This is a genomic window from Paenibacillus sp. B1-35 (genome assembly GCF_050474385.1).
GTDB classification, from domain to species: domain Bacteria; phylum Bacillota; class Bacilli; order Paenibacillales; family Paenibacillaceae; genus Paenibacillus_B; species Paenibacillus_B alvei.
The window spans coordinates 595,564-619,718 of the sequence record NZ_JBCHVJ010000001.1 but is presented as its reverse complement, the minus strand read 5'-3'; the positions used below and the strand labels follow the sequence as shown (position 1 = coordinate 619,718).

Genomic DNA, 24,155 nt, shown 5'->3' with positions numbered 1-24,155 from the left:
GAATAATCGAAATCATATAACTTATTTCATGTGGTAAAACAAATAGTTCCCCAGATTCTTATCATTTACATAGAATTAGATTCTGGGGAAACCCTTTATTATCGTAATCGATTTACGAGATAATGTAACAGATGCTTCAGGAAAGCAATATTTCGCGGCAATTCATGCAACGCTTCCGCGGCCAGACAGTAGTGCTCCCACATCATCTTTCTTGCCTCATTTGCACCTAGGATGGATGCAAAATTCGAGTTGTTGTTCTCCATATCCTGTCCAACCGGTTTCCCAAGCACGTTCATATCCCCTTCTATATCGAGCAAATCATCTTTAATTTGAAAAGCAATGCCTGCATGATAGGCAAATTTCTTCAATACGGCAACCTCGCCTTCTGGAGCCTTGGCAAGAATAGCAGGCATAACTAGGGATGCTTCGAAGGCAACACCTGTCTTATAGTAGCAAATCGCATTCATTTGCTCTAAGGTCAGCCGCATGCCTTTTGATTGCAGATCCATGGATTGGCCCCTGCATAATTCTTCTGCTTTGCGTGCCGAATACTGAATTAGCTTCAGGACGGTCGCAGCATCAAAGTTGTCTAAAGATGATTGTTCCTGAATAGCCTTTTGAATTAACAATAGAGCGGTAAGCTCCGCTGTGGCGCTGTTATATACACGGTGCAAGGTTGGTCTTCCTCTTCGTGTAGCTGCATTGTCCTGTGACGGAAGATCATCAAAGATCAAGGAAGCCGTATGCATAAATTCCAATGATCTTAGCAGGGGCACGAGTGCCGCCGGCTGCAGCCCATACTCATTCACGCCCATTACCCAAGTCAATATCGGACGTATTCGTTTTCCATCTCCATTGAGACTGTAATTGGCCGCATCAAATAGCGGATCCTCTATCGGAAGCGAGCTAGGCTTGGACAAGTGCAGTATGCTGTCAATCTCTTTCCGAATCGTTGCAATCAAAGCCTGGAAATGTTCCTTTTCTTTCCGGTTATTCGCAAGCTGAAGAACGAGTTGATCTCGAAGCAGCTTGTCGAAGAAATCCACGTCATCTGCCTGTTGCACCATTTGTTGAATAAGTAGATGAAAGGCTGAATCTCCAACTGCGAAAATATCCATAATTTCTTCATACTTTGCGGCACCGACACGCTCCTTGCAGCGCTTCAAGCTATTGATTGCCCGATCCAATATTACCTCACGCGTAGCGGTGTCAGAGTGATGAACATGATGAATGATGTGGGAGATAACTGTCCAGTATAATTCAAATGGGTTAATGAGATCCGTTCGTTGTTGACGGTACTTTACATAATAGGTATAGGGCGTTACCGCTCCCTCTTGCAAGTCATCGAGCATATCTGCAAAATCATCCGCCAGTTGATTATAAATTCCATAATAAAAGGTGCGCTGTTCAAACCCTGCATCCTCAGGCGCACGAATAACAGAGCGGACGATCAAGCGTGAAGATGATGATTTTAATATGACGGGTATATAAAGCTCTTCATTTGTATAATTTGCATTTGCCAGATCCTTGACACGATCTATGTTCTGGGCACAAAAAAACACATAGGATTGCTCAAAAAAATGGGGTTCAGTCTGAGGTCTTTGATATTCCTTAATATATTTGAATGCCTCCCGCAGTTCGGAATGAATAAAATGAATGATTTCGTTGTACTTCCCCTGCCATTCCCCGATATCCGGTACCACTCCTGTAAGCAGCGCCTCTCGAATCATGTTAGAGTATTGTTCTTGTTCTACGGTAGTTAATGCTCCAGAATCTAGAAGATCGTCAATGAACGGATAGGTCAGTCCATAGCTATATCCCAGTCTGATGGCTTCGCCGAGTTGCTTGGCACGCTCTAATGCTGGAGTGTTGTCGTCCATATTGTCCTTCATATGAAGGACAACACCGATTATGATTTTAATCAGCTTACGCTGGGCATGCTCTGCATTCATTTCCTTCGGAATATGGGAGGATACAGCGTCAAGCTTGTTGATGACCCATATAATTTCTTCTTCAATACCTTCCTTCTGAGCCCATCGATATAATCTAGCCACGCTCATCAACTCTGGCTGAATCTCATCACGATTACGGATAGGTTTAGTTAGCTGCTGCTTAATATCGGCAACGAAACGTGTGATTTTTGCCTGTGTATCAGGAGAATCCAGAGTCTTGCCGAGATCTCTCATATACATATAAGATACACTGCGATGCAAGTAATTTTCTAATTTACCTGACTGATCCAGCCATTGAATATATCGGTGATATTCCTTCGTAGACGGCTTTTTCTTGGTCTTTGAAAAGATGGACAACCATGAATGACGAGGAAAATGGTTCTTTTTCCACAATCGAATATCTTCGGATAAACTAGTGATGTAAGTCTTCTTCTTTAACTGTTCATGGAGTACTGCAAAATATTGTGCTGCTTTCTCCTCAGCATGCTGATACGCTGCATTGGCATGATCAATGATTGCTTCATTCATCAGATGTCTTCCCTCGACTTTGATAAGATTGTTCAATATGCATGACTTCACAATTATTATCATTATACGTACAAGAATATTTTGGGTTACGTATTTTGCCGGGGCACTTTTAAACGAGAAAAAGCTGCCTTCGCAGATGAGGGCAGCCTACGTTAACATACGATGACGTTTAAAAATATGATTTGTATATGCGAAGGATTTGCTCATAATGTTCTCCATATTTCTGGGACAGTTCTCGGTTAAAGTCGAGCTCGATTCGTTCCATCATAATATCATGATAGAAGGCATTTTGAAGTAATTCAGTGAGCGAGGGATGGTTGGTTTCCAGCAGCGACGGCGCAAATTTCTGACCAAAGCTTCCGAGAAGTGCAGCTGAATTATCGCAGAGCATGGAAAACTTTCTTGATTCTACGTTATCCATTCGTCGTTTCGTTTATGAACGAGTACATTCTTTAGACTGCTATTCACTGCGCCGATCGAAATCAAAGTTACGGCTACTCCCCTTTGCTCTGCTTTGATTAGAGCATTTTCTACCCAATGAATGTCTTCGGCCCACACATCAACGACTATGCTCTTAGTCGCGTTGGCAGCGAGCCGTCGAATTGCGCTCTCGATTGCACTTCTCCCTTGCCAACTGTAAAAAGATGGTGATAATTGATCGATTGGCACGGCATCATACATGACGGAATCGGATTCGATCATACGACATATTCCTTTATCCGTTAACGACCGGAGCGCTGCATATACATTTGTTCGGGATACGGATACCCTTTTGGCTACTTCATAGCCAGAGATTCTCGTCTCTTGATGAAGCACCAAATAGCATTTCGCCTCTAACTTCCTGTTTGGCCTTTATAATGATAAATATGAGGATTGAATGCGTCCGTTTACTGTTGTTCCGCCGTATTCAAGGCGATGGCCGACATCTACCGAGGTAATCCCGGAAAAATCGTGAATGTGAACAGGTTGTCTACACCAAGATGGAATATATAATTTATGGGCATGGTGCATGTTCTTCTCTTCGGACTCAAAAATAAACCTTGAAATTGAGGTTTCTATGGATATCAATATCCCCTTCAAGCATGTTTCTATATAATATCAGTTTATGTTTCGTTATTTTTGGGAGACAGCGAATGCTTAAATTCATGCTTATTCCCCCAAAAAACGCCAATCGATGTGCAATGTGCAATACATCGATTGGCGTTATGGTGCGCGAGACGCGATGACCTTTTCAATGGGATTTCATTTTTGATCGAACAATACTTGGCGATTGCGTCAGTTGAAGCATCGAATAAATATTGCTATATGCCAGATCATATCAACGCTTTTCATTGAAAGAGGTCTCGCACCACACTGCGTTATTGAATCTTTCGGAAATAGCAAAGAGCGGAACTTGTCCCCTCTTTCATCTGATCATTATTAATCATTGTCCCACTCATGCTCGTCGGCGTTATCTGCCTCTTTTTCCACAATTTTGCCCGTGTACTTATCAATCTTGTATTCAACTTCGCGATTTCCATTGCGAAGTTCAATTTCGTAAACGTTCTTGTCGGAATCGATCTCAGTGACCTTGCCCGGCGTTTCCTGAAGAGCGATGGCGACTGCCTGCTCCTTCGAAATGGCAGCCTGGCGTTTTTGCGTTTGGCGGCGTACACTCTGGCGCACATTCGCATCATTGTCTTCATCCCGTTCGACCTTGAGCACTTTGCCGGACACGGCATCCAATGTCACTTCGTCGTCATCCTGACTGCCTGCCGTTCTGATTTCGACCTCAAATAACATCCGGCCGTTCTCTTTTTTCAACTCTACGCTGCGCACGTCTCCATTTACTTGTCGAAGAGCAATCTCCTCCGCCTGTTTCGATGTCAGCAGTTGCCGGCTTCCGTGTGACGGATCCTTCATAGAACCGTTAGCCGTGCCTGCGGCTGCGGCCGCACCTACGGCGCCTCCGACCAATAGCAGACTTGCAATGCCTGCAATAATTTTGCGTTTCATACTATGTTGCCTCCTTCAATAGATGTTACCCTTACTATAGACAACGAAAATGAGGATTTAAGAAAAGATAAATGAGAAATCGATGAGAAACGGCCAACATTCGGTACCGGTCTCAATCATCCCAGGTTACGGATTTTACTTCCCCGGTTATTGCATTGATCTGAACGGTTCCATCCGCGCCGTCTTCCTGATCTATTTCGATAAGATAATAAGCGATGCCGCCTGACTGGATCAGATCAATGTCATCGACCTTCCCGTTCACTGTCTTGAGCGCAATAGCGATCGCTTCTTTCTCTGAAATTCGTTTTTTCGGCTCCGGCTTCGCCGCCGTGGGAGGCTTCTGCTTATCCGACTGCACAGCAGGCGGCTTGGCCTCCGGTTTAAGCGCGGTTTTCTTTGTCCTAGCCATACCCTTAATTTTTCCGTTATTCTTTTCAATACTAACTACATATGTTCCCGAATCCAGCACCATCGTAACCCGGTAGGCGCTAGAGAGCTCGACGACTCCCGCGATCTCCCCTTTGTACATATTTTTGACCTTGCTGGCCGCCTCCACGGCGGATAAAGGCTCGGCAAAGGAGAGCAGGCGAACAAGCTGCCAGATCACAATGGCAAAAAACGCAATTACGGCCGTGCCTAGCCATGCTTTTCTCAATTATGTGCCTCCCTATTTCCGGAATATCTCGAAGATAATTGCTCCCTATAAATGAGCACCGCGAGAAATCGTTAAGATAGCAGCAGTGTCACAAACTCCCCTTCATTGTGCCTGCTTAAATGAAATTTGAACTTTCGTGCCGCGGCCTTCCATGCTTTCGATGTGAATATCGGCCTCCAGAACCTCGACAATTTCCTTAGCCAGCGATAATCCCAGGCCAAAGCCGCCCGTTGCTCTTGTTCTAGCCTTATCTACCCGGTAGAACCGATCAAAAATTTTGCCCAACGAATCCGCTGGGATACCGATCCCGCTGTCGCTAATCTCGACAACCGCCTTTGTCCCAGCTTTTGTGACACTGATTCCGATTGATCCTTCGCTATATTTGCGAGCATTATCCATCACAATATAAAACAGCTGTTTGCATTTTTGAACATCTGTTTCCACGATTATGTCTGATTCTTGCTGCAGCAAGATTTCGCGCTGGTAGGCCTTCTGGAAAGCGCGAACCCATTCCTCGATCATTTGTCCCAGATCAATGGTTTCTACTGTGACCGTCCACATCTCGTCATGCTTTGCCAGCAGCAGCAATTGCTGGGTCAGATCCTTCATCCGAATGGCTTCCGAATGTATCGCCTCAACAGATTCATCAAACAACTCGGGCTGCTCTTTCCCCCTTCTTTTCAACAGGGATGCATAGGATTCGATAATTGTGAGCGGAGTTTTCAGTTCATGGGATGCATTGGAAATGAATTGGCCCTGCTTCTCGTAATTGACCTCCAACAAATCCATCATACGATTAAACGTGATACCCATCTGGTAGAGCTCGTCCTTGGACTTCTTCGGCAGCGGAATCCGCTTAAATCGCCCGCTCTGCTGAATATCCCGCATTGTTGCAATCATCGATGAGATTGGCCGGGTAATGAAGTTGCTTAGCAGCTTGGACGAAATCAGGACAGGAAGGATGGCAACCCCGGACACCAGAATAAGCACCACCCGCAAGATATGGAGCATATCAGCGGTGGACTTAAGGCTTTCCATGACCTGCAGATTGGCTACCTCGCCGTCTTGCCAGACAATTGGAAGCGACACGAAGACATGCGGAATGCCCTGGACGTCGACAATGCTGCGCTCTTCCTGGCGATAATAAGCAACGGGAAACTCGCGAAGCTCCTTCAGTTCTGGCGCCGCAACCGCCGCGCCCCGCCTTCCGTCCGCATTGACGATCTGGAGAATGCCGCGAAGCGGCACATAGGCCCGCAATAGATCATCCGGCGGTATTGAGGTGCCTGTCTGATTGATTCCCGTTAACGCCTGCTGCGCTTCTCCCGCCACTCTGTTCGCTTCGCTATTCAAAATCATGTTGCTGAACATATAATAAATGGCTGTATTCACGATCAGTATGAGCACGATGAACAATACCGCTGTGTAAAGATTTATTTTATTTCTAAGCTTCATCCCGGATCCCTCAGTACATAGCCTACGCCGCGCACAGTATGAATCAACGTTGTATGATAGGGCTTGTCAACCTTGTGGCGAACGTAACGAATATATACATCCACAATATTCGTATCTCCGTAATAGCCATATCCCCACACGCCATCCAATAATTGCTCCCGGCTCAATACCTGTCGGGCATGCTTCATCAGATATGCGAGTAGCTCGAACTCGCGAGGTGTCAGTTCAATCCGGTCTTCCCCGCGCTTTACTTCATGCGTAAGTTCGCTCAAGCTCAGATCGGCGACCGTAATCCACTCAGGCTGGATCTCGGCGGCCGGAGTCTTACGCCGCATGCGCAGCGAGGCGCGTATGCGTGCCAACAGCTCCTCCATCTGGAAAGGCTTCGTCACATAATCGTTGGCTCCGAGATCTAGGCCCGATACTTTATCCTCTACGGAGTCCTTAGCGCTCAGCATCACGACCATGATATGCGTGTCATGGGAACGGATGCGACGCAGCAGCTCGATTCCGCTAATGCCGGGCAGCATTACGTCCAGCAGTATCAGATCCCAGTACTGCTCCTGAAACATGCGGTACCCTTCCAGACCGTCTAATGCCTTGCCAACCTCATACCCTTCATATGCAAGCTCCAGTTCCAGCACGCGGGCAATTTTTTCTTCATCTTCGACGATCAGTATTTTAGGCTTGTCCATATATTAGCCTCGCTCTCCCCTGGCATTGGTTTCTCAATAATGATAAGCGATTAGATTCCAAACTCTGCGTTCCCCACATTATAAATTTATTTTCCGTACTCATCAAAAGAGTCGGACTATCGAATCCATGAAAAGAGTAATATCCATTATATCAAATGGGGCTATCGAGAATATTTGAATATAATTACAAGATACCGCAATCGATGCAGTTTCTAAAGTCATCATTGTCTGATATAGGTATGGATGATTCTTCATTAAGCATCTGCCCTATCAAGACGTATGTAAAGTGAAAAACGCCGTTTTGCTCCCGAGTTGAGAAGCTACGGCGTTTCTTTTAAATGTGGACTACATGAAAACTATTAGATTTCATTTTCACCGATTGCTTTGCGAATATCATAATCCTCAAGATTGATATCCAGCTCCATGTTGAGTGCCATTTTTGCCAACTGGCTTCCCAAATAAGGACCTGCCGTCAGACCGGATGATCCCAGTCCATTGGCCGTCAAAAGTCCCTCCCAACCAGGCACAGCGCCAATTACCGGAAGGTAACCTGGTGTAAAGGGACGAAATCCAACTCTAACCTCTTGTACGGTACAGTTAGCTAAAGCGGGTGCCAATGTAAGGCCCTTATTCAGAACTTCCTGCATTCCGCCTGCTGTTACTCTTGTATCGTAGCCTTCTACCTCATTTTCATGAGTGGCACCGATTACGATCTTTTGCTGATTGAATGCGAGCATGTATTGATCGGTTGGCGGCATAATTAACGGCCAGGAGCCGGTATCTTGTTGATCGGGAACATGCAGATGCATGATCTGTGCCTTTTGGTAGCTTATTTGAAAATGAAGGCTCAATGGCTTAAATAGTGGATTGGCCCATGCCCCCGCACATACGATAACAATATCAGATGCAAAGCTTTCATCGCCTACCATCACCCCTGTCACCCGTTTCGATTTATACTGAAGCACGGCATCTCCTTGGATCATAGCAGCTCCGTTACGCTGTGCCGATCGCAGCAACGCATCGCGCAGCGCTCGTCCATCAACACGGGCGGCGCCGCTAATATGAACGGAATGATAGCCTCCTGCCAGCAGCGGAAATCGCTTACGGGTCTCTGTTTCATTTAGCGGAGTAATATTACCGACTTCTGGTGCATCTTCCTTTCTACTATACGCCCGCTCCTCCATCTTTCTTAGCTTATCTACATCATCATGAATACAAAGCGCTCCAACCCTGGCATAGCCAGTATCGGTTTCGCCCTCGCTTGTAAGTTCTTGAATCAACTTAGGGTAATAACGTGCTCCTTCCCTGGCTAACCGGTACCAGGCCTGATTGCGCCGCTGAGACAGCCATGGGCAGATAATGCCGGCAGCGGCATCCGTAGCCTGTCCACTATCGTTGCGGTCTACAATAAGAACATCTGCCCCCAATTTGGCTAGCTGGTATGCTGTTGATGCTCCAAGAATTCCTGCTCCAACTACGATGACTTTCTTCATGAATACATTCCTTTCCTAACGCACTGTATCCATTATAACGAACTTCGGATGAAAGCATAACCTGAACAATAAAAACGAAACTCGTAGCCACAAAGTAGTGTTGAGCGAGCGATGCCATAATCTCGGTTACTTACTCCCCTCCCTGTGAAAGCAGGTGATGTCAACAAGTTAACGTTAAGGCTGTTTCGATTTAAATGTCTAAAATGGCTTGTCCCACCTTGGTCAAAAAATGAATCGCCCATAACCGAGCAATTCATTTTGGCATTGCAGTGGCTTTAACAGGGATGTAAGTTTCAAAAAGCTCTTCGATTAATCTCAATTCCTGTTTGACCTTTATAATGATGAGCATGAGGAATGCGTCCGTTTACGGTTGTTACTCCTTGAAATAAATGAATATGGCCTCCCTGTGGAACCGGAATAGCGGGTCCCGTTCTACCGCTGATGACATGTGTATGGCCGTCATTAAATGTGGTTTCTGCATAGTACTCATGAGTATGCTGCACGTCATTTGGCGCAGGTTCTGTTGTTCCGGCATATTCATGGCGATGCCCAATATCTACCGAGGTAATCCCGGAAAAATCGTGTACATGAACAGGCCTTCCATTCCAAGATGTAATATATAATTTATGTGAATGATGCATGTTCTTCTCTTCAGACTCATAAATAAACCCTGAAATTGGGATTTCCATTGCGATCTATCTCTCCCTCATTTTGAATAAGAAGGTTCGTTCTACCTGTTTCTATATAGCAGTAGTCTATGTTGTGTTTTTATACTAGAGCACGGCGAATGCCTAAAATCGTTGCAATCTTCCTTAGCTTAGATAGGCACATTTGTGGGAACGACATAATATGCTGAATAAGTCAAATCGTTAGAGGGAGATCACTAATGAGAAAGAATTTAACGTATGATTACATTGTTGTAGGTACAGGTCCGGCTGGAGCTGTTATCGCAAAGACACTTACTGACGACCATCAAACCTCTGTACTTGTGTTAGAGTCAGGCGGAAATCATGATAAAGATACACCGATTATGGATTCGACCTTTGCTCCGGAACTTGAAGAAAACTTCTTTCCGAACTACTTTTGGCAAGGAGAAGGCGTTCCTCAAGAAGGTATTGATGACCGCTCCTTCGAGTGGACTACAGGGCGTCTCTTGGGTGGCGGTTCCTCAATTAATGGAGAGCAATATGTACGACCGACAACGGAAGTGCTCCAAAAGTGGGAACAACTGCTTGGACCCTTATGGTCACCTGAAAAAGCGAAACGCCGATTCAAAAGATTAGAGCATTATAACGGGAAAACTACCAATAAAAATGCACGCGGCTATCGAGGAAGAATCAGCATTCGCCAAGCGCCTGAAACGCCTACAGCCATGGCAAGCAAGCTGACGATAGCGATCGAGCGAGCTACGGGGTATCCCACAATTCTTGACTATAATGATCCCGATACTCCGCTAGGGCCATTTACCCGTTGGCAATTATATCAACAACCCGATGGCCGTAGGGAAAGTTCTTCAACTGCCTTCCTATCTCCGGATATTATGACGCCGACTGGTCGGGGTGTTAATAACCGCAAACTTACGGTAATGTTCCGGACAACGGCTCTCCGCATTCTCTTTTCCGGAAAACGTGCCATTGGAGTCGAATTTTTGAAGGACGGTAAATGTGTCTGTGCATATTCTCGCAAGAAGGTAATTATATCGGCAGGAATTAATAGCCCGCAGTTATTGATGCTATCTGGAATTGGCCCCGCTAAAGTGTTGAAAAAGGCGGGAATCCCTATCGTCGTTGATAATCCCAATGTGGGACAACGGTTAAAAAACCATACCTTGAATTTTGCCGTATTCACTGCCAATTCGAATGATCGTCCCCTCCCTGACCTCGATCCAAACGCACTATATACGGGAGGAGCTTTCTTGCCTGATCCATCCGGAATCGATCCGGATCAACGGGCGGTTCAGCTTATTGGCATCGGATCCGAAGACAGGTTGACAATCGCGATTTTGTACTTGCAGCCAAAGAGTAGAGGTTCGATCCGCATACAAAGCCCTGATCCGCTGAATATTGTATTGGCGGACGAGGGCTTTCTCACAGATCCAGACGATATGGAGGCTATAAAAAGAATCTATCGAATTTATATAAGAAATATTGCTCAAGAGCTTGCACGGATTGATTCCTCTTATAAACTCCTATCGCCTACGCTCGATATCATTGATAATGATGACAGGCTCGAACAATTTATTAAAGATAATTTCGATCATAATCACCATCAACAAGAATTTCTCCGTATGGCTCCATTATCTAAGGGAGGAGTCGTCAATCGTAGAGGTGAAGTACATGGCGTACAAAATTTGATTGTTGCAGATGCGTCCATCGTACCTTTCACAGTCGATGGAAATACTTCCTCGGCAGCGTATCTCATCGGATATACCATTGCGAAACAATTGTGTAAAAAACCAATACGCAAAAAAAATCAACAGACATACTTGGAATGGGAAGGAGAATGACAACAAGGGGCTGTGTGACAGCCCCTTGTTCTAGTCATCTTTACAGTGAATATAAGCTTTTGGCCTATAAAGGAGAACGGTTGCTTATTAGTTGTTTAGCCTAGGAAAGCGATGGAACGTTTCGTTTTTTTGGCAAACGCGATCGGATTGTCAATGGACTCCCAGTGGATATACATTAATCGAGGGTTATCATTTAACCAGTGATTGTGAAGGGCTGTTACCTTTATGCCGTTTCGCTGTAGATTTCGAATCAATCGATTGGCTTGATTCTGGAAAACTGCGGTTTCTCCCAGGCAAAGTGCGCGACCCTGTCTATCCAGAGATTCGAACGAAAACAACTGATACCGCACAAGTGGAGAAGTTGTTCGTCTGCCTAAAATAGTTGCGCGCAGATTTCTTGCTCTGCTTACGAAACAGACAGGCCCCGGATCAATTTCATGCTCCCCTCCCAAAATCGCTGCAAAACGATTGCATAATCTTCGAAATGTAGGACTTACTTTAACATTCGCCATTTTGAACCTCCTTATGGGTTTACAAACAGTGTATTAACAGCTAGAGGGAGTTGTTTATGCGAATGCCTAAATTCCAATTTTTATATGATTCAAGGGATGAATGCTTCATCGTTAAGCATCTGCTCTATCAAGAAAATGTTAAGCGTAAAACGTTGTTATGCTCCTGAGTTTAAGAAGCTGGCGGTATTTATTTGTCGGGTCATTACTGCTCTTAAAGCGTGCGTAGCCGTCTCTGTTACAGAAATGGCATAACCACGGACGAGCATTTGTGGCATCCCAAATAATTATTCAACGCTTTCGATATGGTGAATATTACCCCCGCTTTAGAGCACATTACTTAAAGATTCAAAAACTGCATCTAAATTTACATGAACGAGATAGGAGGATTTTCTGTTGAATAATCAACTGGCCACCCATGAGGTATTGGAAGTCCATGAGCTCATGAATTTCAAAAACACTTGTATGAATAAAACTGCATCCATGTACAATTTGGTTTCCTGCGAACAGTTAAAAAAATTGATGGAAACTGACATTCAAAATTCAGCTCAAGCGATAGCCGACTATAAGAACATTCTGTCTCGCATACAACAATAAATTGAATTTTCTCAGAAAGGTGGATGAATGAACGATGAATTACTTGCTGAAAAACCTTACTGGAATGAACGGGATGTCCGATCAAATCGTGGCCTCTGACATGCTTATAACGGCTAAATCCGGAGTTAAAGATTTGGCGGTTGCCATAACAGAAGCCGCAACGCCGGAAATTAGAAATGTTCTTAAAAAGCATTTGGACACTGCTATTCAAACCCATGAAGCAATAACTTCCTACATGGTAGAAAAAGGATTTTATCATCCGTATAACGTACACGAGCAGTTGCAGGTAGACATTAACGCTGCAACTACTTCATTGAATTTAATTAACGGCTGAGAGGCCGGAATCTAAACTTGAGGAAATACCTATTGGAGCTCGACTTGCGGATCAAGAAATTGCGCCGTTAATTTCTGCTGATACAGCAGCAGGCATGGTCGCTTGCAGCCAAGTAATGGGGAAATCCATTCGGGAAGACATTGGAGCATTGTTCGGGAAATACCATATGACGAAAACAGCACTAGGATTGAAGGCTCTCGAAATCAGTAAAGAAAAAGGATGGTTAATCCCGCCTCCGCTATTAATAAAGAGACCAGACGGAAAGGAAGCTTAAAAGGTAACCGGACACAAATTCCAGACTTAAGAGATGTCCGCTAACTTTACTGATTAAATAAAAGCAAAAAAAGGAATCCGATAAACGGGTTCCTCTTTGCATTCCAGGTATCACACAAGAGAATCAAAAAAAGTCGCTCGCTTTTTTGATTTGTTATTGGAGCAGGGCTCCAGCTTAAGGAGTGAGGGAAAAGTAATAAAATTCCCCCTTCTTATTAATCTTGCCCACGATTACAGGCTGTTTATCTTTCTTGAATGTATATTCATTCCATTTAACGGATACTTTATATCCAGCCAAATTGACATTGAATATGGACATAACCTTACTGCTTGCTGCAGAAATCGCTTGCTTCTGGGTGTATTTAGGCTTAGCAAAGGATTTGGCAAAATCTTCGTCGCTGGTCCAATCGATTTTCAGCGTATCGACTTCTGACACTTGATTAGTTATTCCGTCAATCTTGACGCGATGATGTTCGTAGCGATCGGCGAAATACCAGAAGAAGCTGTCGGCGACCTCATCCTTTACCCGAGATATGAGAACAATTTTTATTTTCGCCTCTTTGCTTCTTAATTGGTTGATTGCGTTAGCAGCTTTATGTAACCATTTTTTATCTATTTGTGCTGATTTTTCTTCGCATATAAACACTTTTGCTCCCGGATGGAAAAATATAACTCGATCTATAGACTCATTTCATTGTTAAAAGTTGCACCTTTACTGAAAAATCGTTCTTCATTCCACCATTAGTCTATAACTGCCGGGATAATGCATTCCTTAATCAGTCTCCATCTATCGCGAGGATTCATAATAAATTCGGATGCAATGGCTATGACGAGGTTTTTTTCTGGAATGCAGCAGATGATATTTCCGCCATCTCCTATTGCTGCGTATGTAAATATTCCATCCTCTTCGCGCAGCCACCATAAATAACCGTAATGATGAGTGTTCATCGCTGTTGATTCTTCTACCCATGATGCCGGAATAACTTGGTGATCGTTCCATGCTCCCCGATTCAAATAGAGAGCACCAAATCGAGCCATATCACGCGGGCTTAGCGTGAGTCCCCATCCTCCCGTTGAATTGCCGCTCGGATCTTTCACCCACCCTCTCACATTCTTGCCGAATAAATCATCGAATCCGAACGATTGCATCTCATAATCCGGAATTTGGGACATGCCGATCGGTTTGCATAACCGCTCATTTGCCAACTCACGGGCACTTTGTCCCGTACTGCGCGTAATGATCGCTGACAACAGGTGTGCTCCTGCGGTTGAATATTTAAAATCTCCGATTCTTCCTCCTTGGCCAAGCATATCCAGTGTATATTTTACCCAGTCAGACTGCATACACATCTGATCAAGCGGTTCTTGCCAATCTTCGAATGGATACGGTACGGTCATCGTGAGTAGATGCCGTATGGTTATTTCTTGTTTCTTCCTATCAGTTGGATCAGGATCATGTTCGGGGAAAAACTCCAGCACCCTCTGGTCTATATGCTTAATATATCCTTCATCTATGGCAATGCCAATGAGGGCAGATAAGATGCTCTTCGTGACAGATGCCACATGATGCGTATCATTTGGCCCATAGCCGTTGTAATATCTTTCATAAGCAATCGCTCGATTTCTTGCAACGACGATGCCGTTTATATTGCTATACTCGGATTTGAGGATAGAGTCAAGCTTTGACAATTTTTCAGCATCCATTTGCAAGGCTTCCGGATCTGCTGCGACTAGCCATTCTGCAGTTGTCCAATCGATTCTGTTCATATCGCTCTCTCTTTCTGCTGCTATTTTTTCTTTACAGGAAAATAGACCTCTGTAAGCATATCTTCAGGTGATGCAGCGTAAATAGGGTCGGTTATATACACTTCGTACGGTGAATTGACTAGTTCATACCCTTCATGTTCGACCCATTCTCTCAGCTTGGCATATACCGATGTCAATTCTGCATATGGACCGTTCACGATAGACCTCGCACACAGGCCGCCCGGCAAATCTCTTGTTCCTTTCACCGTTTCTTTGATAGGGATGGCGAACTCCGTATCATTACCGAGAGGATTATACTCCGGGCTGTGGTAAATCGTCATGGGGGTGCCGAGCATGGTGAGTCTTTCAACAGCGATCTGTTCATAAAGCCTGCTAAAATACGTTCCGTACCCTTGTGCGTAGTCATTGCTGGTCATCATTCGGCGTGTATACAGGATATTTAAAGATTGAGTTTCGACAAGCTGTACTTCTATTTGATCAAGGTGCGACATGATCGGTATACCCTTCTCTACTCTTGAAATGTCCCCACTCAATTGGGTTAAAGTAAGTCCAAGCGCATGCAGCTGAAGTTGTATTTCTCTTTGCTTGCGGTAAAGGAGAGCAGACAATTCTTCCTCAGATTTCTCCCCTTCCCACTCCAGAATGGCTCTAATCTCATCGAGTGAAAATTGATAAGATTTCAAGCGATTAATCAAGAGCATTTTCTTTAGCTGCTTAATGGAATAATACCGGTAACCGTTTTCCGAGTTAATCTCATCTGGATTTATTAATCCGATTTCCCCGTAATAGCGAAGCGTTTTTGTTGATACTCCGCAAATCTTTGAGAATTCCCCTATCGACAGCAAAGTGGCACTCCCCCTATTTCAAATATAAGAAATGTTTTATCTCTTGTTCCTTGCTCTACCCCACTGTACAACTTCCCCTAAGGGCAAAGTCAATAGGCTATTGCTTATGTGCTCGCTATTGAATGCCGATGTTGATGTTCATAATAATAAGAAGTCGAAAATGACATGCTATAAGTGATGAACCGTTCCTGTCATAAAGCTCCCTATGTTCATCCTAGCGACAAGACATTCAAGAACATATTCCATCGTGGAGGATTGCATCATGCAAAAACAATCTAAAATTTTCTTCGTTCTCTTCCTTTCTTTGCTGCTCATGATTTCAGGTTGCGGTGGCGCAAGCAAGAAAGAAGAGAACAATGCAGGCAAGAACAACCAAGCTCAGGAAGAAAAAGATAAAGGCCAAAAAGATGCTACTTCTGGCGCATCCATGGCGAAGTATACCCCAATTGAGGAACTGAAGAACAGCTATGATATCGTAGTTGTTGGCGCGGGCGGCGCGGGCATGACTGCTGCGCTTGAAGCGAAGGCTGCGGGCATGAATCCTGTTATTCTTGAGAAAATGCCAGTTGCTGGCGGCAATACAAGCAAAGCATCTTCCGGTATGAATGCATCAGAAACGAAGTTCCAGAAAGAACAGGGCATTACAGATAAAAATGACTTGTTTTACGAGGAGACCCTTAAGGGTGGACATAACACAAACAACAAAGATATGCTTCACTTCTTCGTTGACAATTCTGCCAAAGCGATTGACTGGCTCGACTCCATTGGTATTACACTCAACAATATTACGATTACCGGGGGCATGAGTGAGAAGCGCACCCATCGACCTAAGGACGGATCTGCGGTCGGTCAATATCTTGTCACCGGATTACTGAAGAATGTGCAGGAAAAAGGGATTCCGATATTTGTGAATGCAGACGTTAAAGATATTACGATTCAAAACGGAAAAGCGACAGGAGTTAAGGTAGCATTCAGTCAGCATGGCGACAAAACGATTGCAGCAAAATCGGTGGTAATGACGGCCGGTGGATTTGGCGCCAACATGAATCGTATTGCTCAAGTTCGCCCGGATCTGAAGGGTTATGTGACAACAAACCAGCCAGGAAGCACGGGCGATGGCATTTCTATGATTGAGAAAGCGGGCGGAACAACGGTTGATATGGGACAAATACAGGTTCATCCGACCGTTCAGCAGGAGAACTCCTATCTCATCGGTGAAGTTGTACGCGGCGAAGGTGCTATACTTGTCAACAGCCAAGGCAAGCGGTTCGTGAACGAAATGGCTGCTCGGGATAGCGTAACAGCAGCCATTACTAAGCTGACGGAGAAAAATGCGTTCCTCATTTTCGATGCTGGTGTCCGATCACGTGCTAAAGCGATTGAGCAGTATGAAAAAATGGGCTTTGTCAAAACAAATGACACCGTCAAGGCGTTGGCTGAAGAAATTAAAATGCCTGCGGAACAGCTCCAAAAAACGGTCGATACGTGGAATAGTGCAGTGAAAAATAAGAAAGATACGGAGTTTAACAGAAAAACAGGGATGGATCATGAATTGTCTGCTGCTCCATTCTATGCGATCAAAATCGGCCCAGGCATTCACTACACGATGGGTGGCGTAAAAATTAATACAAATACAGAAGTGCTGGACAAGGACGGCCGCCCTATCCCGGGCCTTTTTGCAGCGGGTGAAGTAACTGGAGGCTTGCACGGGGAGAATCGGATCGGGGGCAACTCAATCGCGGAGATCATCATCTTTGGTCGTCAAGCGGGTACGAAATCAGCGGCGTACGCTAAATCGGTGAAGTAAACGATATATTAAAACGTTATTTACACTGACAGATAAAATTTGCGGCGTATGTACCAGAAGCGGTAAAAATGGCAATGACCTCACCAATGTGCTGAAAACGGTGAGGTCATTAGTTGTTCCGAAATGTTATGCTCGTACTACTAGCAATTGCTTCGATTTGGTTTGAAGAATAGATAGCCACTCCTACACGCTTCTCATTCGCAACGTAAAACATGGCCTGAGCAACGACTTTCGCTTCAATAGCGAGTCGGCTTGGTATAGGCCTGCCTAGCAAAGAAAAAAGGGAGCGAATAACTTTGCTGCTCAAGTCCTCTAACAATCTAGATTCATGACGCTCTCCTAAGAGCAAGGAGGGGCGGAAGATAGAAAGTGCTTCAAAGGATACATGCTGTAACTGTTCTTCAAGCATGCCCTTCATCCGGGCATACCAGAACGGAGACTTCATATTTGCATTCATGGAACTAACGACGAGAAAATGACGTGCTCCTAGTTCCTTACTCAATTTGGCTAACGATGTTGGATAGTGAACGTCTACTTGGTACATGGCGACTTTTGATTTAGCTTTCTTTATCGTTGTTCCTAGACAACAGAAGACATCATCAACAGCCAATTGCTCGGCAACCTGTTCAAGCTGATCGAAAGAGCAGACGATCTCTGTTAGCTTCGGATGTTTTGTCTCCAGCGGCCTCCTGACAATCGCATACACCTGGTCATAAGTATCGGATTGCAGCAGAATATTTAGCAATTCTCTCCCGATTAATCCGCTAGCACCAGCAATTAATGCCTGCTTTCCGTTCAACTTCATATCCCCCTTGCCTCATAATCTACAATCAATTGCAGAAAAAACGCTGAGGTCTTTTATTCATTATTTCTTGAATCGATCCACTTCAATCCCGACGCTGCGCAATTTGTTTTCTGCTTCCGCCTCAATCATCTCTTTGAACATGGTTAGCACAGGGCTAAAATCGGTATGCTTGCCCATCAAAAAGCTCATTTCGTATTCAATATCAATCCATGTGCTTATATCTGCCTCGTTATGTTGGATTTGAGCCTCCAGCTTATCCAACGCATTCGCCACTTTGGCTTCATAAGTCTCTTTGCGTTCAAATTCCATCCATAGATCGTACACGTCCAATCCCAAATCGCCGGTTAATGTATCCCGAATCTTTTCTATCGCTTTCATCTCGTTAATCACTTTTTGCTTTCTTAATTGTTCATTTTGCATGGTATCGAATGCAGGGATGTCCTTTGCCTCCGCCTCCACTAAGTCATGAATAATGATCATTTTCAACATTTTCGCTGTATCTATTTTTTGATCTAGATAAGGCTCAATAAGCAAGGCCATCAGCGAAACTCTCCACGTATGCTCAGCAACACTTTCCTGCCTGCCGTTAGACAGCCAGCTATGTCTCAGTTCATATTTTAGCTTCTCGCCCAGCTTAATCACACTAAGCATGTTGGCAAGGTTGGATTTCAATAGTTGTTTTTCCATGTATGCACACACTCTCTCCTCTTGGTGTCTCTGCTACTGTATATGTAAAACAATGAATCTTCCTTCTAGTGTATTAAAAATATTCTGTTCTATCAAACAGGATCTCAAATATCGATATTCTCTTACGTTACATCCTCAACGGGATGGGCTTTGACTTATTCTATCTCTTCCGCGTCTCGATGTTCATCATTTTTTGTGAATGGTAAATAAGTTTGCCGATGAATTTGAGAGTATGGGAATTGACTTTTTATCAGCTTTGCGCCTAAAATCACAATAGCTTATATATTAGAACAGATTGAAGGGATTTATATGCCATACATTCGTTTCAAAGGATTTCAAGATTCATTCGTAGAAGAGATTACACCTGAGGTTGTAGAAAACTTTGCCTCCATTGTTCATATTGAGCAGGAAAAGGTCAAAATTGAGGTGCTCAATGTCCACATTATTACGAACACACCATTATCTGTTGAAATTATGATGTTTCAGCGAGATCAGGAGACGCATGACCAGGTTGCGTTTCGATTGAACGAAATGTTAAAAGAGCGGGGATACCCAGGCGTGCACATCTTTTTTGTTATTTTAAACCCCCACTTATATTATAAAGAAGGACTGCCGCTAAAATAGTGAGTGTCGTGTCCATGCCGATTAATTTCTATATTGTTGCGTACACTATACCTATTGCAGTAAGACTACGGGGGGTATCGGCATGAACGCACAACGAGCTAGGCAAATTGCAAACTCGCCAAAGCTAGCTAACGTCACCTATAATGGAAGGCAAATTTACATTCAACATGTAGATGCAGACAGCCAAACAGCGAGAGTGTTTCCAATCGACGCTCCTGAAGAGGAGCAAAATGTTCCTTTATCTCAATTGATTGAACATTTGGGATAATGTATCCAAAGGTTATCACAAAAAAGTGCCTTATGCGACTATAGGCACTTTTTTTATGCTTATTCGAGTATTCCCTATTCATTTTTTCACTCTCGAAACCGTCATCCCATCACCAATCGGCAGCAGCACCGATTCTAATTGAGGATGATTGGCAACGGTCACATTGAATTTCTTCATAATTTCCGTATATTGTTTTGGCTGAGCATCTGGGTCGGTATCAGCTACACTTCCGCCTGCAAGCACGTTATCTGCAACAATGAGAGCACCCGGTTCTGCTAGCTGGATGCAATACTGCAAGTAGTTTTCATAATTTTGCTTATCTGCATCGATAAAAAAGAAGTCAAACCGCTTTTGGGCACTCGCCAACTGCTTGAGACTGTGCAAGGCTTCGCCAGTCATGTAGGATACTTGCTGTGCGAAGCCGGCCTTGGAGAGATGGCTGAATGCTAGCTGCGCATATTTCTCCTCTAATTCAAGAGAGGTTAATCTTCCTTCATCTCCGAATCCTCTTGCAAGGCAGATTCCGCTATATCCGCCTAATGCGCCGATTTCCAACACCTTTTTGGCCCCGGAGATGGACACAAGCATCGTCAATAGCTTTCCAGAGGACGGGGGTACAGAGATAGAGGGCATCCCATTTACTTGGATAGACGCAATCACTTCCTCCAAGAGAGCATCTTGACTGCAAAAAACAGTATCGATATAACTATTTATTTGTTTCACCGGTGATCATTCCTCCTCATCACTGTCTGCCCCTTCCTTATTCTCTTTATCTGAAGTACTCTTCGAGCGCTTGTCTTGAATGTGTTTGTTGATTTCTTCATTTTCATGGATTTCAAATCATTGTACAAATTCGTTAATGACCATATCGATTGCCCTCAGCACGCCGACTAAAATGGGACGAATTGATCAAACTCTGGCTGATCCAGCTGCTGCTTGAGAGTAGAACGCTTCAGATCAGCATTTCCAAGAATACTAGCGCTCTGCCTCGTCGAAACGTTTTTGGTCTGTGAAGGCGGGAATCTCCCCTGCCACGATGACGCTCGCCTCGTTGATGTTCTTCACGATGATGCCCTTCTTTTGTCAATTCCTTGAATCGATCATTGCTCATGAATGGACACTCCTTAATTGTATACAATTATATTGCTGAATATGATCGTATACATTTTGTTAATGAACATGCAACAGATAAGAGTAGATTGACAATTGGGCATTAGATCTATATAGTTTAGTTAACTTAACTTAATATATTATTCGCAGTTGCAAGCCATAATAATGATTCGGAAGGAGACTTATCATGAATTCGGATTACCGTAGAGTTGTTCATGACATTAACGACGCCATACAAGATTACTATACGGTCTACAATAAAGGGGCCGGTAAAATTGATGCGTATCAATTAACGGTTCAACAAGAAAATGTGATGCTATTTATCATGCGTCATGAGCGAACAACCGCACATGAAATTGCAAATGCCTTCGCGATTTCCAAAAGTGCGGTTAGTCAAGTACTGTCCAAGCTTGAGTCTCGTGGTTTTATCGTCCGTGAAAGCAATCCGAACAATTTGCGCGAATCGTTTATTCTGCTTGGAGCAGAAGGACAGCAATATGCTGCATGGATTGATGAGGCGGACGAAACCTTTGTCAGGACTTTATTCTCCCAAATTGAACTTGCGGATTTGAAGCAAATGCTCCAAACCCTGAACAAAATTAATCGAATTATGCAGGAATCTACTACAAAACGCTAACATCAAATTGAAATTACAATCTTTATTAGAGTTATTGCATTCCGTTGTTATGTAGAACAGTGAGGAACAATTATGCATTCAGTCACAAAAGAAAAAATGTCATTAGCATTAGTGCTCTTTAATTTATTTATTGCCTATGTCGGAATTGGTCTTGTCGTACCTGTCATGCCCTCCATTGCAAAGGAGATGCATATAAGCGGCCAGACTGTAGGATACCTGGTATCGGCGTTTGCGTTTGCGCAGCTGTTCGCATCCCCATTTACCGGTGTGTGGGTGGACACCTTCGGCAGGAAAAAAATGATTGTATTCGGTCTTATGCTTTTCTCATTCTCCGAGGTACTATTCGGAATTGGTACACAGGCATGGGTTCTGTTTGCCTCGCGTATATTGGGCGGGATTAGCGACGCCTTCATCATGCCGGCTGTAATTGCGTATATCGCGGATCGAACGACAATGGAGAATCGGGCGAAAGTATTAGGATATCAAGCTGCTGCCATTAGCTCCGGGTTCATTATTGGCCCTGGCCTTGGCGGGTTCATAGCTGAATTAGGCATACGTGCTCCCTTCTTCTTCGCGGCAGCATTTGCTTTCATAGCGGGCTTATTCTACTTGTTCATGCTGCAGGAATCGTTATCGAAGGAACAGATGGAAAATAGCCGTGCAGAAAATGTTCGAGTCCGTTTTTTGGCTGAAATGAAGAAGTCTGTGCAGTCGAACTATTTTATCCCGTTATTAATCGTATTTGTATTGGCCTTTGGATTGGCGGCATACGAGATGATGTTCAGTCTTTTTGTCGATGTAAAATTCGGTTTTACTGCCAAAGATATTGCCTTCATTATTACAATCGGCTCTATATTGGGTGTGGCAGCTCAGATCTTGTTATTTGATAGGATGGTGGCGAAATTCGGCGAGAAAAAGATCATTCACGCATCTTTAACCACAGCGGCCATCTTTATATTGGCAACGGTGTTCGTAAGCAGTTATGTAGCGATTATGGTTGTGACAAGCATCGTCTTTTTCGCATGCGACATCCTACGCCCTGCTGTCACCTCCTTGCTGTCCAAAATGGCCGGAGATAATCAAGGCTTTGTTGCAGGTATGAACTCAACGTACACAAGCTTGGGCATTATAGCAGGACCTGCTATTGGCGGTTATTTATTCGATATGAATATCAACACCCCGTATATCTTTGCATCCATCGTGCTGCTTGCAGCCCTTATGATATCTGTGATATGGAGTCGTAAAGTGAAGCAGCAAACAGAATAACCACAAGCAAAGCGACGGCGGTTGCATAGAACGCCGTCGCTTTGCTTGTGAGTCTTCCACATATTCATTCCATTAACTGCTTCCTGACGATTGCTAATAAATATCGCTACTTTAAGTGCTGCAATTTGTATTGAGATAGCTGGTACCCTTTAGTCACCGTATATAAGTATCCATCGCCGGCATAATAATACTTTCGAGATGATTCATCATATGGATATTCATACATAACTTTTAAAGTCTTGCCGTTCAGCACTTTATTCCCATTCTCAATATTCATTACAATATGATGATCCAATGCCTCGGAAATGGCAGGTATCGGAAGATTAGACTTGATGGAAGTGTTGGCGACTAAGCCTTTAGCATTGTATAAGCTCATGACGCCATCTGCATATACGACATAATTTTGTCCTATGGATTGAATCCACGCATTTCCTGGAATAACTCGTTCCCATCGTGTTTTTCCTTTTGCATTGAGGGCAATCAATTTATTTCCGCTCTTTGGTATATTCACACGGAGAAGAATATCACTGTTGTTAATGACCCAGGTTGCTTCACCTACATAGGTTACCGCTCCATTAGGGAGATTGTAATTGAACACCTTGTTTAATTTCGAACCATACACTGCTACCTTCGAATTCCCGATCTCCCCGATTTGAGACACAACATATTGACCGCCAATGACGTTATATATCTGTCCCAGTGCCACTTCAGCAAGCTTTTTGCCATTAGCACTATAGGCATATGCTCGCGGTTTGCTTTTCGCTGTAGGTGCAACCTTTTTATCAGGGTCGATTAGTAAAATCGTACCATCGTTCATCACATGCACGTCCTCGGCATTCGGTACTGGAATTGTCCAATTGCTTTTCCCGGAGGCATTCACGGAGAATAATTTAGTCCCTTGACCATCTTTTACGAGAGCGTACACCGAGCCGATCTTGCTATAAGCAATCTTCGTCCCCCATGGATAGGGAGTTCCTTTTTGATAGAATGTGAAAGACCATTTTGGCTTGCCGCTGCTCTCATCTACGGCAGTGACAACACCTGCTTCCCATACTTTCGTTTGAGAGGCGATATAGGTATTCGATGCCAAATATACGGTTTTCGTATTCGGAATATGATAGGGCGCCTCAATAAATTGATTCATCTCAGACAAGTTTTTTTGCCAACTTGGCTTCGGCAGCGGTTTGCTTACACTACTAGCTGCGACGCTAGTTACAGCACTCAAGCAGAATACAACTGCCAACACGGCACTGCTCCATCTTTTGATCCTTTTGTTCGACAACATGATGTTTCACCACTCCTGTTAATGTATGTAACTACATGGATATATGAACATGTAATATATTA

At 44.0% G+C, this 24,155-nt stretch carries 24 protein-coding genes and 2 pseudogenes; 9 read left to right on the top strand and 17 right to left on the bottom strand.

Annotated features, from left to right (window positions below; translation table 11 throughout):
- Positions 1–98: 98 nt before the first annotated feature.
- From ACQ5BJ_RS02765 to ACQ5BJ_RS02730, 8 genes and pseudogenes are all read right to left on the bottom strand, one after another.
- On the bottom strand, positions 99–2,480 hold the full coding sequence (locus ACQ5BJ_RS02765; protein ID WP_430108334.1) for a polyprenyl synthetase family protein: 2,382 nt from the start codon (positions 2,478–2,480) through the stop codon (positions 99–101).
- A gap of 169 nt (positions 2,481–2,649) precedes the next feature.
- Positions 2,650–3,299, bottom strand: a pseudogene (locus tag ACQ5BJ_RS02760) (TrmB family transcriptional regulator).
- 600 nt (positions 3,300–3,899) lie between these two features.
- Positions 3,900–4,475, bottom strand: coding sequence for a PepSY domain-containing protein (locus ACQ5BJ_RS02755; protein WP_430108331.1), 576 nt, complete (start codon positions 4,473–4,475; stop codon positions 3,900–3,902).
- A gap of 112 nt (positions 4,476–4,587) precedes the next feature.
- The gene (locus tag ACQ5BJ_RS02750; RefSeq protein ID WP_268600005.1) at positions 4,588–5,130 is read right to left on the bottom strand and encodes a PepSY domain-containing protein; all 543 of its coding nucleotides are present in this window, start codon (positions 5,128–5,130) and stop codon (positions 4,588–4,590) included.
- Between the two features lie 102 nt (positions 5,131–5,232).
- Positions 5,233–6,585, bottom strand: a complete 1,353-nt coding sequence (locus tag ACQ5BJ_RS02745) for an ATP-binding protein (RefSeq protein ID WP_430108327.1) — start codon at positions 6,583–6,585, stop codon at positions 5,233–5,235.
- A complete protein-coding gene (locus ACQ5BJ_RS02740; protein WP_430108324.1) occupies positions 6,582–7,280 on the bottom strand; it encodes a response regulator transcription factor in 699 nt (232 codons plus the stop codon). Before ACQ5BJ_RS02740 ends, ACQ5BJ_RS02745 begins: the two co-directional genes overlap by 4 nt.
- 359 nt (positions 7,281–7,639) lie before the next feature.
- A complete protein-coding gene (locus tag ACQ5BJ_RS02735) occupies positions 7,640–8,773 on the bottom strand; it encodes an NAD(P)/FAD-dependent oxidoreductase (RefSeq protein ID WP_268620230.1) in 1,134 nt (377 codons plus the stop codon).
- A 293-nt stretch (positions 8,774–9,066) separates the two neighbouring features.
- Positions 9,067–9,462, bottom strand: coding sequence for a YmaF family protein (locus tag ACQ5BJ_RS02730; protein ID WP_268620231.1), 396 nt, complete (start codon positions 9,460–9,462; stop codon positions 9,067–9,069).
- A 197-nt stretch (positions 9,463–9,659) separates the two neighbouring features.
- Here ACQ5BJ_RS02730 and ACQ5BJ_RS02725 point away from each other — a divergent pair, with 197 nt between their 5' ends.
- Positions 9,660–11,279, top strand: a complete 1,620-nt coding sequence (locus tag ACQ5BJ_RS02725; RefSeq protein WP_430108321.1) for a GMC family oxidoreductase — start codon at positions 9,660–9,662, stop codon at positions 11,277–11,279.
- A gap of 95 nt (positions 11,280–11,374) precedes the next feature.
- On the opposite strand, the gene ACQ5BJ_RS02720 is transcribed toward ACQ5BJ_RS02725, so the two are convergent.
- Positions 11,375–11,791: a DUF1259 domain-containing protein gene (locus ACQ5BJ_RS02720; RefSeq protein ID WP_268620233.1), complete on the bottom strand. Its 417-nt coding sequence runs from the start codon at positions 11,789–11,791 to the stop codon at positions 11,375–11,377.
- Between the two features lie 393 nt (positions 11,792–12,184).
- Here ACQ5BJ_RS02720 and ACQ5BJ_RS02715 point away from each other — a divergent pair, with 393 nt between their 5' ends.
- The 3 genes and pseudogenes from ACQ5BJ_RS02715 to ACQ5BJ_RS02705 all read left to right on the top strand — a co-directional run.
- Entirely contained in the window at positions 12,185–12,385 is a 201-nt protein-coding gene (locus tag ACQ5BJ_RS02715; RefSeq protein WP_241734733.1) for a spore coat protein, read from the top strand.
- Positions 12,386–12,419: 34 nt separating this feature from the next.
- Positions 12,420–12,719, top strand: coding sequence for a spore coat protein (locus tag ACQ5BJ_RS02710; protein WP_005550825.1), 300 nt, complete (start codon positions 12,420–12,422; stop codon positions 12,717–12,719).
- Positions 12,718–12,993, top strand: a pseudogene (locus tag ACQ5BJ_RS02705) (DUF3231 family protein); the annotation flags it as partial. The gene ACQ5BJ_RS02710 and the pseudogene ACQ5BJ_RS02705, both read left to right, overlap by 2 nt.
- A gap of 174 nt (positions 12,994–13,167) precedes the next feature.
- Here ACQ5BJ_RS02705 and ACQ5BJ_RS02700 read toward each other — a convergent pair.
- From ACQ5BJ_RS02700 to ACQ5BJ_RS02690, 3 genes are all read right to left on the bottom strand, one after another.
- On the bottom strand, positions 13,168–13,638 hold the full coding sequence (locus ACQ5BJ_RS02700; RefSeq protein ID WP_268620234.1) for a hypothetical protein: 471 nt from the start codon (positions 13,636–13,638) through the stop codon (positions 13,168–13,170).
- A 95-nt stretch (positions 13,639–13,733) separates the two neighbouring features.
- Positions 13,734–14,759: a serine hydrolase domain-containing protein gene (locus tag ACQ5BJ_RS02695; RefSeq protein WP_430108317.1), complete on the bottom strand. Its 1,026-nt coding sequence runs from the start codon at positions 14,757–14,759 to the stop codon at positions 13,734–13,736.
- A gap of 20 nt (positions 14,760–14,779) precedes the next feature.
- Positions 14,780–15,604 (bottom strand): MerR family transcriptional regulator, encoded by an 825-nt coding sequence (locus ACQ5BJ_RS02690; RefSeq protein ID WP_430108314.1) that lies wholly within the window; start codon positions 15,602–15,604, stop codon positions 14,780–14,782.
- A 262-nt stretch (positions 15,605–15,866) separates the two neighbouring features.
- On the opposite strand from ACQ5BJ_RS02690, the gene ACQ5BJ_RS02685 reads away from it, so the two are divergent.
- Positions 15,867–17,411 (top strand): flavocytochrome c, encoded by a 1,545-nt coding sequence (locus tag ACQ5BJ_RS02685; protein ID WP_005550834.1) that lies wholly within the window; start codon positions 15,867–15,869, stop codon positions 17,409–17,411.
- 109 nt (positions 17,412–17,520) lie between these two features.
- On the opposite strand, the gene ACQ5BJ_RS02680 is transcribed toward ACQ5BJ_RS02685, so the two are convergent.
- The gene (locus tag ACQ5BJ_RS02680) at positions 17,521–18,216 is read right to left on the bottom strand and encodes an NAD-dependent epimerase/dehydratase family protein (RefSeq protein WP_268620238.1); all 696 of its coding nucleotides are present in this window, start codon (positions 18,214–18,216) and stop codon (positions 17,521–17,523) included.
- Positions 18,217–18,276: 60 nt separating this feature from the next.
- Positions 18,277–18,903 carry an HD domain-containing protein gene (locus ACQ5BJ_RS02675; protein WP_268620239.1) on the bottom strand — a complete coding sequence of 209 codons (627 nt, stop codon included), beginning with the start codon at positions 18,901–18,903 and terminating at the stop codon, positions 18,277–18,279.
- 309 nt (positions 18,904–19,212) lie between these two features.
- On the opposite strand from ACQ5BJ_RS02675, the gene ACQ5BJ_RS02670 reads away from it, so the two are divergent.
- Positions 19,213–19,527, top strand: coding sequence for a DUF1904 family protein (locus tag ACQ5BJ_RS02670; protein ID WP_005550837.1), 315 nt, complete (start codon positions 19,213–19,215; stop codon positions 19,525–19,527).
- Between the two features lie 82 nt (positions 19,528–19,609).
- Positions 19,610–19,795, top strand: a complete 186-nt coding sequence (locus ACQ5BJ_RS02665; RefSeq protein ID WP_005550839.1) for an H-type small acid-soluble spore protein — start codon at positions 19,610–19,612, stop codon at positions 19,793–19,795.
- A gap of 78 nt (positions 19,796–19,873) precedes the next feature.
- Here ACQ5BJ_RS02665 and ACQ5BJ_RS02660 read toward each other — a convergent pair whose 3' ends face one another.
- Together ACQ5BJ_RS02660 and ACQ5BJ_RS02655 are read right to left on the bottom strand one after the other, a co-directional pair.
- Entirely contained in the window at positions 19,874–20,518 is a 645-nt protein-coding gene (locus ACQ5BJ_RS02660; protein WP_005550841.1) for an O-methyltransferase, read from the bottom strand.
- A gap of 229 nt (positions 20,519–20,747) precedes the next feature.
- Complete coding sequence (locus tag ACQ5BJ_RS02655; protein ID WP_430108307.1) at positions 20,748–20,906, bottom strand: hypothetical protein; 159 nt, start codon at positions 20,904–20,906, stop codon at positions 20,748–20,750.
- Positions 20,907–21,092: 186 nt separating this feature from the next.
- On the opposite strand from ACQ5BJ_RS02655, the gene ACQ5BJ_RS02650 reads away from it, so the two are divergent.
- Together ACQ5BJ_RS02650 and ACQ5BJ_RS02645 are read left to right on the top strand one after the other, a co-directional pair.
- The gene (locus ACQ5BJ_RS02650) at positions 21,093–21,542 is read left to right on the top strand and encodes a MarR family winged helix-turn-helix transcriptional regulator (protein WP_005550844.1); all 450 of its coding nucleotides are present in this window, start codon (positions 21,093–21,095) and stop codon (positions 21,540–21,542) included.
- 72 nt (positions 21,543–21,614) lie between these two features.
- Positions 21,615–22,808 carry an MFS transporter gene (locus ACQ5BJ_RS02645; protein WP_430108304.1) on the top strand — a complete coding sequence of 398 codons (1,194 nt, stop codon included), beginning with the start codon at positions 21,615–21,617 and terminating at the stop codon, positions 22,806–22,808.
- A gap of 106 nt (positions 22,809–22,914) precedes the next feature.
- Here the strand turns inward: ACQ5BJ_RS02645 and ACQ5BJ_RS02640 are convergent, their stop codons facing one another.
- Positions 22,915–24,093, bottom strand: coding sequence for a PQQ-binding-like beta-propeller repeat protein (locus ACQ5BJ_RS02640; RefSeq protein ID WP_430108301.1), 1,179 nt, complete (start codon positions 24,091–24,093; stop codon positions 22,915–22,917).
- Positions 24,094–24,155: the final 62 nt, after the last annotated feature.

Coding starts and splice junctions, on each gene's coding strand:
- ACQ5BJ_RS02685 (WP_005550834.1), top strand. CDS start 15,867: ATGCAAAAACAATCTAAAATTTTCTTCGTTCTCTTCCTTTCTTTGCTG.
- ACQ5BJ_RS02765 (WP_430108334.1), bottom strand. CDS start 2,480: ATGAATGAAGCAATCATTGATCATGCCAATGCAGCGTATCAGCATGCT.
- ACQ5BJ_RS02640 (WP_430108301.1), bottom strand. CDS start 24,093: ATGTTGTCGAACAAAAGGATCAAAAGATGGAGCAGTGCCGTGTTGGCA.
- ACQ5BJ_RS02755 (WP_430108331.1), bottom strand. CDS start 4,475: ATGAAACGCAAAATTATTGCAGGCATTGCAAGTCTGCTATTGGTCGGA.
- ACQ5BJ_RS02695 (WP_430108317.1), bottom strand. CDS start 14,759: ATGAACAGAATCGATTGGACAACTGCAGAATGGCTAGTCGCAGCAGAT.
- ACQ5BJ_RS02665 (WP_005550839.1), top strand. CDS start 19,610: ATGAACGCACAACGAGCTAGGCAAATTGCAAACTCGCCAAAGCTAGCT.
- ACQ5BJ_RS02735 (WP_268620230.1), bottom strand. CDS start 8,773: ATGAAGAAAGTCATCGTAGTTGGAGCAGGAATTCTTGGAGCATCAACA.
- ACQ5BJ_RS02675 (WP_268620239.1), bottom strand. CDS start 18,903: ATGGAAAAACAACTATTGAAATCCAACCTTGCCAACATGCTTAGTGTG.
- ACQ5BJ_RS02740 (WP_430108324.1), bottom strand. CDS start 7,280: ATGGACAAGCCTAAAATACTGATCGTCGAAGATGAAGAAAAAATTGCC.
- ACQ5BJ_RS02655 (WP_430108307.1), bottom strand. CDS start 20,906: ATGAGCAATGATCGATTCAAGGAATTGACAAAAGAAGGGCATCATCGT.
- ACQ5BJ_RS02670 (WP_005550837.1), top strand. CDS start 19,213: ATGCCATACATTCGTTTCAAAGGATTTCAAGATTCATTCGTAGAAGAG.
- ACQ5BJ_RS02710 (WP_005550825.1), top strand. CDS start 12,420: ATGAATTACTTGCTGAAAAACCTTACTGGAATGAACGGGATGTCCGAT.
- ACQ5BJ_RS02725 (WP_430108321.1), top strand. CDS start 9,660: ATGAGAAAGAATTTAACGTATGATTACATTGTTGTAGGTACAGGTCCG.
- ACQ5BJ_RS02745 (WP_430108327.1), bottom strand. CDS start 6,585: ATGAAGCTTAGAAATAAAATAAATCTTTACACAGCGGTATTGTTCATC.
- ACQ5BJ_RS02680 (WP_268620238.1), bottom strand. CDS start 18,216: ATGAAGTTGAACGGAAAGCAGGCATTAATTGCTGGTGCTAGCGGATTA.
- ACQ5BJ_RS02720 (WP_268620233.1), bottom strand. CDS start 11,791: ATGGCGAATGTTAAAGTAAGTCCTACATTTCGAAGATTATGCAATCGT.
- ACQ5BJ_RS02730 (WP_268620231.1), bottom strand. CDS start 9,462: ATGGAAATCCCAATTTCAGGGTTTATTTATGAGTCTGAAGAGAAGAAC.
- ACQ5BJ_RS02650 (WP_005550844.1), top strand. CDS start 21,093: ATGAATTCGGATTACCGTAGAGTTGTTCATGACATTAACGACGCCATA.
- ACQ5BJ_RS02645 (WP_430108304.1), top strand. CDS start 21,615: ATGCATTCAGTCACAAAAGAAAAAATGTCATTAGCATTAGTGCTCTTT.